This window comes from Eisenbergiella tayi, from assembly GCF_001881565.1.
Taxonomy (GTDB): Bacteria; Bacillota; Clostridia; order Lachnospirales; family Lachnospiraceae; genus Eisenbergiella; species Eisenbergiella tayi.
Genome location: NZ_MPDJ01000005.1, coordinates 37,174 through 50,681, shown reverse-complemented (window position 1 = coordinate 50,681; position 13,508 = coordinate 37,174). Strand labels below are relative to the sequence as shown.

Sequence of the window (13,508 nt, the reverse complement as noted above, 5' to 3'; positions counted from 1 at the left end):
AATATAATCAGAAGTAGCCGATTAGAAAAAGAAACAATTTATATCTATTGATTTTAAGGAGGATTATCAAAAATGGCTAAAGCTAAATTTGAAAGAAACAAGCCGCATTGTAACATTGGTACCATCGGCCACGTTGACCATGGTAAAACTACTCTGACAGCAGCTATTACCAAGACCCTGAATTTAAGACTTGGTACCGGTGAAGCTGTAGCTTTCGATATGATCGACAAGGCTCCGGAAGAAAGAGAACGTGGTATCACCATTTCCACAGCTCACGTTGAGTATGAAACAGAGCACAGACATTATGCACACGTTGACTGCCCTGGCCATGCTGACTATGTAAAGAACATGATCACTGGTGCAGCTCAGATGGATGGTGCTATCCTGGTTGTTGCAGCTACCGATGGTGTTATGGCTCAGACCAAAGAACACATCCTGCTGTCCCGTCAGGTAGGCGTTCCTTATATCGTTGTATTCATGAACAAATGTGACATGGTAGACGATCCGGAACTGCTTGAGCTGGTTGAGATGGAAATCAGAGACCTGCTGAACGAGTATGAATTCCCCGGAGATGACACTCCGATTATCCAGGGTTCCGCTCTGAAGGCTCTGGAAGATCCCAGCAGCGAATGGGGTGATAAGATCCTTGAGCTGATGGAAGCTGTTGACAGCTATATTCCGGATCCTCAGCGTGATACAGACAAGCCTTTCCTTATGCCTGTAGAAGACGTATTCACCATCACAGGCCGTGGTACTGTTGCTACCGGTAGAGTAGAGCGTGGTACCCTTCACCTGAATGAAGAAGTTGAAATCATCGGTATCAAAGAAGAGAGCAAGAAGACCGTTGTTACCGGTATCGAAATGTTCCGTAAGATGCTGGATGAAGCTCAGGCTGGTGATAACATCGGCGCACTGCTTCGTGGTGTTCAGAGAACTGAAATCGAAAGAGGACAGGTTCTTGCAAAACCCGGCAGCGTTAAATGCCATAAGAAATTTACCGCTCAGGTTTACGTTCTGACCAAAGATGAAGGTGGACGTCATACTCCTTTCTTCAACAACTACAGACCTCAGTTCTACTTCAGAACAACTGACGTAACTGGTGTATGTGACCTTCCTGAAGGTGTAGAAATGTGTATGCCTGGTGATAACGTAGAGATGACCATCGAACTGATTCATCCTATCGCTATGGAGCAGGGTCTTACTTTCGCTATCCGTGAAGGCGGACGTACAGTAGGATCAGGCCGTGTTGCTACTATCATCGAGTAATCATTGATACAGAGCAAATTCTTTTAAATAAGTACCGCAATTCTTTGAGAAATCAGAGAATTGCGGTTTCTTTTATGTTAGAATAAATACAGGAAAATACAAAGAATAAATTGCTTTAGCGGGGATAGCCATGCAGCAAAAGAATTATTTTTATTACATTATATTACTGTTAATACCTCCTGCTGTTGTACTGAAAAGCAGATTTGTGACACGGGATAATCTTTATATGATTGTTCCACTGGCGATCGCTTATCTCTGCTATTTTTTCTGCCTCATGCTCGTTCTGCAGATAATTTATTCTGCTGTCAGGAATAAAAAGCAGAAGGATTTTTTTGTCTGCAGCTATACCTATGATACAAAAACGTGTACCTTTTGGCTGGATGGGATAAATGGGGAGCTTGCCGTTCTTTTTATCTCCAATCCCTTTAAGCTCCAGTATATTCCGGTATCGGATATTGACTCTGTAAGTGTTTCTGTTGATTATGAATTGGGGCATAAGAAGGACAGGGCGTATGCATCCCGAATAAATATTGTCATGCAGATAAAAGGGAAAAGGTATAAAATCCCCATTGCGATAGGAGCATCTAAATATATGATTATAAGAATGGCGGGCAATGGAAAGCTTATTTTGGAAGAAGCGGAGAAATTTGCAGATATCTTACTGAATGTAAAAGAAGAAAAAAGGAAAGCAAGGTTATTACAGGAGACAGGAAAATACGATTAACTATATTTCCCGGGGGCTGGCTGGTAAAGAAAACGTAAAACAACTCAAAGAGCAAATATTAAGATGCCTATATTTCTTTGCAGGAAGGAATATGGGCATTTTCCGCCTTCCCCATTTTTGCTTAAATCTTAAAAAAAGAACTATCTTTTTCCTTTCCTCATTCGTTATACATAGAAAGAGGAAAGCATTTCGTACAGGCCTCTTTAATCTATCGAAAGGAATTCCTCATGGACAAAGACTTTCTTCTGATAAATAAAATGAAGAACGGCGACGAATCCGCCATGGAAAGTTTTGTATGCCGTTATTATCCGAAAATACTCTGTTACTGCCATTACCATGTATCGGACAAGGGGTATGCGGAGGATATCACGCAGGAAACATTTGTGAAATTTTTTGGATCATTGTCCGTCTACCGGCACCATGGAAAAGCGCTGAATTACCTTTATACGATTGCCGCTAATCTGTGCAGGGATTTCTATAAGAAGAGTACAAGCCTGCCTGACCCGGACATACCGGATGTCTGCGGAAACTCCATGGATTCTGTAGACTGCAGGCTGGATATGGAGGAAGCTCTCCGCAGGCTGCCGGGAGAGCTTCGGGAAATACTTATTCTGTACTATTTTCAGGAACGGAAGCAGCGGGAGATTGCAGATATTTTGGGCATTGGCCTGCCGCTTGTAAAGTACAGATTGAAACAGGCAAAAGAACAGCTGGGCGAACTTTTGGGAAAGGAGAGGGAATGATGGCGGAAGAGAAGAAACTGGAAGCATTGCTGAAAGCATATAAGAAGGAAACGGATATCGGGCCGGATAAAGACAGGCTGGAGCAGACAATCCGGCTGTCGAAAAATGCTTTTTACCGGAACGAACAGAAGCAGACTGCATCCTATATGGAGTTCCTGATTCAGCAGGGAGCATACATAAGAAAACGATGGTGGTTTTTACAATTCCTTACACTCATTCTTTTGTGGTGGATCATGTATTCGGCGGAGGGTAATTATTATGTGGAAAGGAGCATGGGGGTATTGGCACCTGTCTTCGTGATCCTGCTGATACCTGAATTCTGGAAAAACCGCAGCTCCGGTTCTGAAGAAGTGGAGGGGGCTGCCTTTTATTCCCTGCGGCAGGTTTATTCGGCAAGGATGCTTCTTTTTGGAATGGCTGATTTCTTTCTGCTGAGCCTGTTTTGCGGAGCGGTATCGGCCACGGTACAGCTGACGGCGGAGGATTTGCTGATTCAGTTTTTCCTGCCGTTTAATGTAACCTGCTGTATCTGTTTTTCCGTATTATGCAGCAGAAGGTATGGCTCAGAATACATGGCCGTGGCGCTGTCTCTTCTGTGGATCGCGGTCTGGATATTGATAGTGCTGAACGAATCCGTTTATAACGCTGTAGCAAGGCCGGTGTGGTGGTTAATGCTGCTCGTTTCCGTTTCTTATATGGCGTGTATGATTTTTTGCTTTCTCAGAAGCTGCAGGAATGATCAGGAGGGAAATATTTCATGGAGTTAAAACTGGATGGGATAACAAAGGAATTTTATGGTTTTACGGCGGTGGAGCAGGTCAGCTGCCGAATGAGGAATGGTGTCTATGGGCTTTTGGGAGTGAATGGAGCCGGCAAAACCACGTTAATGAGAATGCTGTGTACCCTGCTGAAGCCGACAGAGGGGAAAATAACCTGTGACGGACAGGATATCTTTGAAATGGATGGAGAATACAGGAAGCGGCTGGGGTATCTGCCTCAGGAGTTCGGGTTTTATCCGGATTTTACGGTACAGGACTACCTGATGTATATTGCTTCTATTAAGGGGCTGCGTCAGGCTGTGGCAAAAAAGAGAGTGAAGGAACTGCTGCAGCGGGTAGGTCTGGCTAAAGTGGTCCATAAGAAGATGAAGAAGCTGTCCGGAGGCATGAAGCGAAGAGTGGGGATTGCACAGGCCATGCTGAATGATCCGGAAATATTGATTCTGGATGAACCTACGGCAGGTCTGGATCCCAATGAAAGAATCCGGTTCCGCAATTTGCTCAGCGGGCTTTCACAGGACAGGCTGGTTCTGCTGTCCACTCATATTGTGTCTGATGTGGAGTATATCGCCAATGAAATCATGCTGATGGGTGACGGACATATTGTCCGCTCCGGGACGCCGGAAAAAATCATGTCCTCCGTGCCGGACAGGGTCTGGAGCTGTACTGTCCCCAGAAGCAAGGCGCAGGATTGGGCGAAAGAATATAAGGTAGCCAATATGAAAACAACCTCCGGAGGTGTGGAGCTTCGTATTTTATGCGAAGAGAGGCCCTGCCCCGATGCGAAGCAGGAGGAAATAACGCTGGAGGATGTTTTCTTATATTATTTCGGGGAAAAGGGCGGTGACGAAGATGGTTTATTATGAGATGAAAAAGATTTTTTCCAAAACAAGCGGCAGGATCGCCGTAATATGTCTTATCGGCCTTTTGATCGTCGTCTGTGGTTTTGCCGTTTCCGGAGTGAGTTATATGAATGAACAGGGAGAAAAAGAGAACGGCGTCGCTGCGGTCAGAAAGCTGAGGGAGGCAAAGAAGGAATGGTCAGGACCTCTTACGGAAGAAAAGATTGGGGAGGTGATCGCCGCCAATCTTGCGGTAAATAATACGGAGGAGTACCGTTCCAGGGATATCCGTAAGTCAGATATTGCCTTTGGCTGGAAACAGGGCTTCTCCGATATCCGTATGCTTCTGGTTTATGCCTATGGGGCATTCAGGGATTATGATTATTATAGGCCGGATTCCCTTGTGCCGGAAGATGCGGAAGCCTTTTATGCCAACAGGACAGCTCATCTGAAGGAATGGCTGGACACAGAGGCAAAGGATCAGTTTTCAGAGGAAGAAAAAGCTTTTCTGGTGGAAAAATATCAGGAGATGGAGACGCCTCTATATTATGATTATGCGGACGGATGGAAGCAGCTGTTTGAGTTCGCTCCGACTCTGCTGATGATAATGGTTTTGATACTGGGCTTCCTTGCAGCCAGTCTTTTTTCGTGTGAATACCAGTATAAGGCCGACTCTGTTTTTTTTGCCTCCTGTCATGGAAGAGGAAGGGCGGTGTCTGCCAAAATAAAGGCGGGCTTTCTTCTGATAACAGGAATATACTGGCTGTCTGTTCTTCTCTACGTGGGGATCGTGCTTGGAATACTGGGGGCTGACGGAGCGAACTGTGTGATACAGACAGGAAGGGGAGGCTGGAAGAGCTTCTATAATATAACCTATTGGCAGGAGGGACTGCTGGTTTTCGCCGGGGGGTATGCGGGCTGTTTGTTTATCCTTTTTTTGACCATGCTGATATCCGCGGCATCCAGATCCGCTGTGGTTGCTGTAATGACGCCGTTTATCCTGATTTTTGTTCCCTCTTTTTTAGGCGGAATCAGGTTCCCTCTTATAAATAAAATCCTGGGGCTTATGCCGGATCAGCTACTGCAGATGAATATGGTGGTTTCTTATTTCAACCTTTACAGTATTGCAGGAAGAATAATGGGGGCGGCGGGGATCATTCTGGTGGTGTATTCTGTAATGACTGTTATGATATGTCCTCTTTTATACAGGATTTACAGAAAGGCGCAGGTGAAATAAAGAAGACGGGGCAGACAAATATTGTTATTTCGAGTGAATTTGTTGCGGCAGGAAAGAATTCCTTTCTTTTACATGGACAAATGGGAACTGGTTATTATATAATAATTTCAGTTACTGTAAATCAGGTTTTTTTGTTTAAAAAAGGAAAAACAAATGATGAAACGTAAAAAAACAATATTTGCCGTGGCCTCCATAATGGCTATGGCGTTAGCATTGACTGCCTGCGGCAAAAAGCAGGAAACTATGGTCGAGGAGACAACGGCAGCTCCCTCCGAGGTGCAGGAAAGCGAAACAGAGACGGAATCGGAAACGGAAACCGAAGAAGCGGGCCTTCAGATAATTGAAGAGCGTAAAGTGGTTGACGGCCAGATGCAGAGTTATCTTACCGGTGAATGGAAGGATAAGGAAGTAGTGGTCAGAAGGCCGCTGGCGGTTATGATACCTAATAATGCCCAGGCTATGCCTCAATACGGCATTTCTGAAGCGAGCATTATTTATGAAGCTCCTGTGGAAGGAAGAATTACCCGTCTGATGGCTATTTTTGAGGATTTCGACGATTTAGACCATATCGGGCCGATAAGGAGCAGCAGGGATTATTATGTTTATACGGCGATGGGGTATCAGGCCATTTATTGTAACTGGGGACTGGCCAAGCCCTATGTGGAGGAATTGATCAACCGTGATACGGTACAGAATATCAGCGTAGGTGTGGATGGAATCCATAAGCCTGCGGACGAAGCCTACGGACGGATTAGCCGTCCCGGTTATGCCAAAGAGTTTACCGGATATCTGTTTATTGACGGTTTGAAGGATGCCGTGGACCGTCTGGGATATGAATGGGAATATGATGATGATTATGTCCCCCAGTTTACTTTTGCTGCGGAAGGCTATCGGGCCGAATATGAGGATGCGGAGGATGCCGTAACGATCCGTCCGGGCGGAACCAAGAGCAATGCAGGCGGATATGGCGCCTATAATCCTTATTTCGAATATAATAAAGAGGACAATCTGTATTATCGCTTCCAGGACGGAAAGAAACAGATTGATGAGATGAATAACAAACAGCTCACCGTATCCAATGTGGTATTCCAGTACTGCCACGGAGAAGTGAGAGATGCCAAGGATTATCTGGCATTCGGTGTCCATGGGGAAGGCGATGCCCTTGTTTTTACCAATGGAAAAGTCATAAAAGGCACCTGGTCCCGTATGGACGGCGACGGAGTCCCTCCCAAATTCTATGATGAGGACGGGAATGAAATTATTTTCAACCAGGGAAAAACCTGGATCTGCAATATCTGGAAGGAATATTCCGAATTCGTGGAATATGAATAAAACAGTCTGAATCAGCGCTGCCTCCGGGCGGCGCTGTTACTTTTCCCGGGTTCCCTCTGCCGCCTTGCGGTTCCTCTGTCCGGCTTCCCTGGCCTTGCGGTTCTGCCTTCCGGCTGGCAAGGATTCCTGTAAGGGCCGTATAACTACGCCGGTCCTTAGGTTGCGTTCTTTGCAACCTTAGTACCGCTGCGTAGTTATCCGAGCGAGAGCAAAACGACTAAAAGTCGTTTGCCCTATAAGGAACCTTGCCAGCCGGAAGGCAGAACCGCAAGGCCAGGGAAGCCGGACAGAGGAACCGCAGGGCGGCAGAGGGAACCCGGGAAAAATAACGAGGCGCTTTTTTCAGGCGGCTTTTCAGTGTCCGTTGACTTTGCGCGGACAGAGTGTTACCTTTATAAGAGAATCACTAAATTTCTGAGCAAAGGAGAAGGATATGAAAGAGTATAAGATATTGGAAATAAAGAAAAGCATATTTGAAGATAATGACAGGGAAGCGGATGAACTGCGCGGGGAATTAAAGGCGCAGAAAACCTTTCTGCTGAATCTGATGTCGTCCCCCGGATCGGGAAAGACGACCACTCTGAAAAAGACCATAGCGTTATTAAAGGATGAAATGAAAATCGGCGTTATGGAAGCGGATATTGATTCGGATGTGGATGCTGCTGCCATTTCGGAGACAGGGGTAAAGGTAATCCAGCTTCATACGGGCGGTATGTGTCATCTGGACGCAGGAATGACGAAGCAGGGGCTGGAGGCTCTGGAAACGGAGGGGATTGACCTGGCGATTCTGGAAAATGTGGGAAATCTGGTATGTCCCGCGGAATTCGATACCGGTTCATCCAGGAATGCCATGATTCTCAGTGTTCCGGAGGGAGACGACAAGCCCCTGAAGTATCCTTTAATGTTTTCTGTTTCGGATGTCCTTTTGATTAATAAGACAGATGTCCTTCCTTACTTTGAGTTTGATATGGAAGCCTGTATGGAAAGAGCCAGAAAAATAAACCCGGATATTAAAATCATCCCTGTCTGTGCAAGAACAGGGGAGGGGATGGAAGAATGGGCTGACTGGCTCAGACAGCAGGTACGGGAATGGAAGGAGTAAGCCGCCTTGCATGAACTGGGAATTTTAATGGAAATAGTGAAAACGGTGGAAAAGTTTGCCGTGGAGAACCAGGTGGATAAGATAGAAACCCTGGTTCTGCAGATAGGTGAAATTTCGTCCGTTATACCGGAATATATGAAAAAGGTATATCCTGCGGCAGTCGAAGAGACCATGCTGGAGAATGCGGAGCTTGAAATAGAGATTCTGCCGGCAAACGGCCTCTGTCTGGACTGCGGGAAGGAATTTCATGCAACGGTATGCGGCGGAATCTGTCCTGACTGCGGCAGCCGGAATATGAAGCTTGTGAGCGGAAGGGATTTTTTTATTAAGGAGATTGTATGCAGCTGATTCTGCGCCGGATAGCGGGCGATGTGAAACAGTATAAATGGGCGGCAGCGGCATTTCTGATCTATTATTTTGTGGTGAGGTCGGTTTTTCATGCATTCTGCCCCCTGCTTATTCTGACAGGGTTTCCGTGTCCTGGCTGCGGTACGACCAGGGCTGTGATTTGTATTTTTACAGGACAGTTTGTTAGAGCCTGGAATCTGAATCCCTGCGCATATCTGTGGGTGATTTTTGGGGCCTGGTTTTGCTGCCGGCGTTATATAATGGGAAAATCAGTCAGAGGTATGACAAAATGGCTTGCGGTGATAGCCGCGGCTATGTTTGCGGTGTATCTTTACCGCATGGCGACGGTATTTCCAGGGTATCCTCCCATGTCGTTTAAAAGGGATAATATCCTGAACCGGCTGCTGCCCTTTTATAATGATTTATTGCGGCATCTGTTCGGAATATGATAAAATAAAATAACTGGGAAGATACGGAACAGTTACAAATGGAAAAGAGTCATAAGAAGAGCCGGATGCGATGATAACAGGAGGTTTGAATGAGCGACAGAGATTGGTTTGGAACGACAGAAGAGACACAGCAGAATAAAGAGGCGGAAGGTATGGCGGAAGAGCTGTCTGCTGCGGATAAGGACGGAGAGCAGAAGGCAGAAGCAGAAGCAGCAGGAGCCGAAGCGCCTCAGAATACATCGGATATCCGGCAGGGAGGCAGCACCCCTAATCAGGAATATCAGGATGCGGTTTTGCCTGAAGGAAATCAGAATCAGGAAAACGCTAACAGCAATACGGCTCAGGGATATCCGGCGGGAAACAGCCAGTACCGGAATTCCGCGGCTTATGGGCAGGGCAATTCTTCCCCCGGCGGGCAGGCTCCCTATAACGGCCCGTATTATCAGGGAAATACCTATGGAAATACGGATACCTGTCAGACCCCCAATATGTATCAGAATCCGAATACCTATCAGAATCCAAATGCATATCAGAATCCGAATGCCTATCAGGATTCAAATACTTATCAGAATCCCGGCCGGAACAGGAACCCTTTTCCCAATGGGAACAGCTATCAGCAGATGAACGGCCAGCCGGGCTATCAGGGCTATTATCCGGAAAGCCCTTATCAGGGGACTCCCATACAGCCCGCAGGACCGGAGGAACCCATGAAAATATCCGACTGGATAGTGACACTGCTTGTGCTGTCCATTCCCTGTGTGGGACTTGTCATGTTGTTCGTATGGGGCTTCAGCGGTACGGAAAATCAGAGCAGAGCTAATTTCTGTAAGGCGGCGCTGATCTGGTCGGCCATTCTTCTGGTTCTGGCATTTATATTCTATATGGTAGTTTTGGCAGGAGTAATATCGGGATTAGGTTAAATGTTCCCGCCGCTCCACCGTCCTGAGGCGCCGCAGGGAAGAATAAGGCCGTTTTCCGCAACAGGCAGTCCTATTTCGTCCGCTTCCACACGGCCTCCCAGGATGGGGGTAATGGTCAGCTGCATCATATAGGAAAGCACGGCGGGCTGCAGTCCCGTAGTGTAGGAGTTGATCAGGAAAAAGCGAGCATCTTTGGAAAGCAGCTGGCTGCACAGTTTTACGAAAGGGAAGATGCTTTCTTCGATTTTCCAGATTTCACCTTTGGGCCCTCTCCCGTAAGAGGGAGGATCCATAATGATGCCGTCATAGGTATTGCCGCGGCGGATTTCCCTCTCCACAAACTTCACACAATCATCTACCAGCCAGCGGATCGGTGCGTCGGAAAGACCGGATGCCGCTGCGTTTTCTTTTGCCCAGGAAACCATTCCCTTGGATGCGTCCACATGGGTGACGTTTGCTCCGGCTTTGGCAGCACTGAGAGTGGCGCCGCCGGTATAGGCGAACAGATTGAGCACCTTCAGAGGACGTTTCGAACTGCGGATAATGCCGGAGAACCAGTCCCAGTTCACCGCCTGTTCGGGAAACAGTCCTGTATGCTTGAAGCTGAAGGGCTTGAGGCGGAAAGTGAGTTCCCCGTAATGGATGCTCCATTCTTCCGGGAGGTTAAAAAATTCCCATTCCCCTCCGCCCTTGCTGCTGCGGTGGTAATGACCGTTTTTTTTCTTCCAGCCGGGTGCCTTGCGGGGGATATCCCATATAACCTGGGGATCCGGCCGCACCAGGAGATATTCTCCCCAGCGCTCCAGCTTTTCTCCGTTTCCGGTATCCAGTACTTCGTAATCTTTCCAATTATCCGCTTTCCACATATGGCCGCTCCATTCTCCCTTGTATCATCAGTTCATCTATTTCCAGTATACCGCACATCTTTCAGAGAAAAAAACGCCGGTATCCGTATATTCCCATATACTATACACGAACCGCTGCAGGAATGCAACTTTTACACTTGTTTTTTTCGGTACGGGATGATAGAATGCCAGTATACATACAGAAAAAAGAATAGAGAATGATAGAGGTGCGGGCTTTATCAGTACCAGGCGGGCTATGGAACAGGACAGCCGTCCGCCAGGGAAAGGAAAGGCCGCCGAAGAAGGGGTTCCCGGTCCGGGGAAGTTTTTCTGGGGCACAGCAGAATATGCGGTGCACTGTCACAAGGATGTGGAGCGCTATCTTGGATAAAATGCTTGTAAGGAATCAGAGACTGTGAATGTGTTTTGTTAGCGCCGCATTCACGGTCTTTTTTTGCGTGTTGGTCACACATCTTAAACAGAGGGGAAAGAGAGGAGTTAGTTGTATGAAGGAAACAGGAAAGAAAGCAGGCAGGGGCCTGGTGCTTATGCTTATGCTGGCGGCCATGGCGTCCATGACGGTTCTGGCGGCGGACGGAGATGCTCCGGCACCCGCAATGTATGCCACATTCGCATCACTGGTACCGCCGGTTGTGGCAATTGTGCTGGCGCTTATTACGAAGGAAGTGTACAGTTCCCTGTTTGTAGGGATCCTGGTGGGAGGACTGTTTTATTCCGGCTTTCAGTTTGAAGGCACTGTCACCCACATTTTTGAGAATGGCTTTATCGCGGTGCTGTCCGACGGTTATAACGTGGGAATCCTGATATTCCTTGTCATATTGGGAGCCATGGTGAGCCTGATGAACCGCGCCGGCGGCTCTGCGGCCTTCGGGCGGTGGGCGAAGGAAAAAATCAAAAGCCGTGCGGGAGCCCAGCTGTCCACTATTGTGCTGGGAGTATTGATATTTATTGATGATTATTTTAACTGCCTTACCGTGGGAAGCGTCATGCGTCCCGTGACAGACAGGCATAATGTGTCCAGGGCAAAGCTGGCTTATCTGATTGACGCAACGGCTGCGCCTGTATGTATTATAGCGCCGATTTCCTCCTGGGCTGCTGCAGTGACAGGCTTCGTGGAAGGCGAGGACGGATTTTCTATATTTATCCGTGCGATCCCTTATAATTTTTATGCCCTGTTTACCATTGCCATGATGATCATTCTTGTGGTCATGAAGTTTGATTACGGCCCTATGGCAGCCCATGAAAAGAATGCCATGAAGGGTGACCTTTTTTCCACAGGGAAGAAGGAAGAAAAAGAGGTGGAGGTGGAAACCGCCAATCCCAACGGAAAGGTCATGGATTTGGTGGTGCCCATCCTTGTTTTGATTATCTGCTGTATTGTCGGCATGATTTATACGGGCGGGTTTTTCTCGGGCGCAGATTTTGTCACCGCCTTTTCCAACAGCGACGCCTCGGTCGGACTGGCCCTGGGAAGCTTTTTTGCCATGGTTATCACGATTATTTTTTACAGTGTGCGCAGGGTGCTGGGCTTTACAGACTGTATGGCCTGTCTTCCCAATGGCTTTAAAGCCATGGTCCCTGCGATTCTGATTCTTACCTTTGCCTGGACGCTGAAGGCCATGACGGACAGCCTCGGAGCGGCTGAATTCGTCGCAGGGGCTGTGGAACAGGCGGCAGGCGGGCTGATGAACCTGCTTCCGGCCATTATTTTCCTGGTGGGCTGCTTCCTGGCCTTTGCAACAGGTACCAGCTGGGGAACCTTCGGTATCCTGATCCCTATCGTGGTTGCCGTATTTGAAAAATCGGATCCTCAGCTTATGATTATTTCCATTGCAGCCTGTATGGCAGGGGCTGTATGCGGCGATCACTGTTCGCCCATATCAGATACCACGATCATGGCTTCGGCCGGGGCGCAGTGTGATCATGTTAACCATGTCACAACCCAGCTTCCTTATGTGATAACGGTGGCGGCGGTATCCTTTGTGACCTATCTGCTGGCAGGTTTTGTGAAGAGCGTCTGGATAACCCTGCCGGTGGGACTGGCTCTGCTGGTCGGCGTACTCCTGATCATAAAAAACAACCAGAGAGAAAAGAATATGTAACACGTTCTATTATAATAGGAAGAAACAGAAAAAAGACCCGGAGGAAAGGACGGTTTTGTCCCGGAATCCGGGCTTTTTAACAGAAAAAAGAGATTTATAGAAAAAAATTAAAAAAATTTTATTTTTTAAGAAAAAAAGCTTGCAACTTCAGGAAAATACCAGTATAATAACAAATGCTGTGACATGATAGCGATGAAGCGTGAGGTTGCTGCCTGAAAGGGCGGGTTTTCCGTGGAGCGAATGTCAAGTTAGGAAACTGACGACAAGTCACTGTACAAGCAATGAAGTCTGTTATTAAACAGAAACAACCGCGTGAAAAGTCCTGAAGGAACGGGATGAGGTTCCAACAGTCGCAGACGTATTGATACGTCAAAATTTAGGACACACACGGGAGAGTGTACAGTCACCGCTTGTCGTACTTCAACAAAAAGTGCGAAAAGGAGGCGACTTTTTTTATGGCAAATCAGGTAATGAGAATTACATTGAAAGCTTATGACCATCAGCTTGTTGATGCGTCTGCCAAGAAAATCATCGAAACAGTTAAGAAGAACGGAGCACAGGTGAGCGGACCGGTACCTCTTCCTACTAAGAAGGAAGTAGTTACGATTCTGAGGGCCGTACACAAATACAAAGACTCCAGAGAACAGTTCGAGCAGAGAACCCACAAGAGACTGATTGATATCATTGCTCCTACCAACAAAACGGTAGATGCTCTGCAGAGACTGGAAATGCCTGCCGGTGTTTACATCGACATCAAAATGAAAACCAAATAATCAACACAGCAAACCTCTACAAAGA

14 protein-coding genes and 1 riboswitch are annotated in these 13,508 nt (G+C 47.2%); of the genes, 13 read left to right on the top strand and 1 reads right to left on the bottom strand.

The features are described 5' to 3' along the window. Window positions 1-72 precede the first annotated feature (72 nt). The 11 genes from tuf to BLA28_RS33460 all read left to right on the top strand — a co-directional run bounded on the left by tuf (window position 73) and on the right by BLA28_RS33460 (window position 9,742). Window positions 73-1,266 carry an elongation factor Tu gene (gene tuf, locus BLA28_RS18445; protein ID WP_044971883.1) on the top strand — a complete coding sequence of 398 codons (1,194 nt, stop codon included), beginning with the start codon at window positions 73-75 and terminating at the stop codon, window positions 1,264-1,266. A gap of 226 nt (window positions 1,267-1,492) precedes the next feature. Next, a complete protein-coding gene (locus BLA28_RS18440) occupies window positions 1,493-1,990 on the top strand; it encodes a hypothetical protein (protein ID WP_133304891.1) in 498 nt (165 codons plus the stop codon). Window positions 1,991-2,217: 227 nt separating this feature from the next. Then, a complete protein-coding gene (locus BLA28_RS18435) occupies window positions 2,218-2,733 on the top strand; it encodes an RNA polymerase sigma factor (protein WP_069157558.1) in 516 nt (171 codons plus the stop codon). Further along, on the top strand, window positions 2,730-3,500 hold the full coding sequence (locus tag BLA28_RS18430; protein ID WP_081330014.1) for a hypothetical protein: 771 nt from the start codon (window positions 2,730-2,732) through the stop codon (window positions 3,498-3,500). The genes BLA28_RS18435 and BLA28_RS18430 overlap by 4 nt, the downstream gene beginning before the upstream one ends. Beyond that, window positions 3,491-4,378 carry an ABC transporter ATP-binding protein gene (locus BLA28_RS18425; RefSeq protein ID WP_069157557.1) on the top strand — a complete coding sequence of 296 codons (888 nt, stop codon included), beginning with the start codon at window positions 3,491-3,493 and terminating at the stop codon, window positions 4,376-4,378. Before BLA28_RS18430 ends, BLA28_RS18425 begins: the two co-directional genes overlap by 10 nt. Further along, entirely contained in the window at window positions 4,365-5,591 is a 1,227-nt protein-coding gene (locus BLA28_RS18420; RefSeq protein WP_069157933.1) for an ABC transporter permease, read from the top strand. The genes BLA28_RS18425 and BLA28_RS18420 overlap by 14 nt, the downstream gene beginning before the upstream one ends. Window positions 5,592-5,744: 153 nt before the next feature. Next, window positions 5,745-6,923 carry a DUF3048 domain-containing protein gene (locus tag BLA28_RS18410; RefSeq protein ID WP_069157555.1) on the top strand — a complete coding sequence of 393 codons (1,179 nt, stop codon included), beginning with the start codon at window positions 5,745-5,747 and terminating at the stop codon, window positions 6,921-6,923. A 433-nt stretch (window positions 6,924-7,356) separates the two neighbouring features. Beyond that, complete coding sequence (gene hypB, locus BLA28_RS18400) at window positions 7,357-8,025, top strand: hydrogenase nickel incorporation protein HypB (protein WP_069151122.1); 669 nt, start codon at window positions 7,357-7,359, stop codon at window positions 8,023-8,025. 6 nt (window positions 8,026-8,031) lie between these two features. After that, window positions 8,032-8,373, top strand: a complete 342-nt coding sequence (locus tag BLA28_RS18395; RefSeq protein WP_009256147.1) for a hydrogenase maturation nickel metallochaperone HypA/HybF — start codon at window positions 8,032-8,034, stop codon at window positions 8,371-8,373. Then, on the top strand, window positions 8,364-8,822 hold the full coding sequence (locus BLA28_RS18390) for a DUF2752 domain-containing protein (protein WP_069157554.1): 459 nt from the start codon (window positions 8,364-8,366) through the stop codon (window positions 8,820-8,822). Before BLA28_RS18395 ends, BLA28_RS18390 begins: the two co-directional genes overlap by 10 nt. A gap of 89 nt (window positions 8,823-8,911) precedes the next feature. Beyond that, window positions 8,912-9,742 carry a hypothetical protein gene (locus BLA28_RS33460; protein WP_089975405.1) on the top strand — a complete coding sequence of 277 codons (831 nt, stop codon included), beginning with the start codon at window positions 8,912-8,914 and terminating at the stop codon, window positions 9,740-9,742. Here the strand turns inward: BLA28_RS33460 and BLA28_RS18380 are convergent. After that, window positions 9,739-10,608, bottom strand: coding sequence for a class I SAM-dependent methyltransferase (locus BLA28_RS18380; protein ID WP_069157553.1), 870 nt, complete (start codon window positions 10,606-10,608; stop codon window positions 9,739-9,741). The two genes, BLA28_RS33460 and BLA28_RS18380, sit on opposite strands and share 4 nt — an antisense overlap. 193 nt (window positions 10,609-10,801) lie before the next feature. Beyond that, window positions 10,802-10,976: riboswitch (Lysine riboswitch) on the top strand. Between the two features lie 117 nt (window positions 10,977-11,093). On the opposite strand from BLA28_RS18380, the gene BLA28_RS18375 reads away from it, so the two are divergent. Continuing rightward, complete coding sequence (locus BLA28_RS18375; protein WP_069157552.1) at window positions 11,094-12,710, top strand: Na+/H+ antiporter NhaC family protein; 1,617 nt, start codon at window positions 11,094-11,096, stop codon at window positions 12,708-12,710. A gap of 455 nt (window positions 12,711-13,165) precedes the next feature. Continuing rightward, on the top strand, window positions 13,166-13,483 hold the full coding sequence (gene rpsJ / locus BLA28_RS18370; protein ID WP_009256142.1) for a 30S ribosomal protein S10: 318 nt from the start codon (window positions 13,166-13,168) through the stop codon (window positions 13,481-13,483). Window positions 13,484-13,508: the final 25 nt, after the last annotated feature.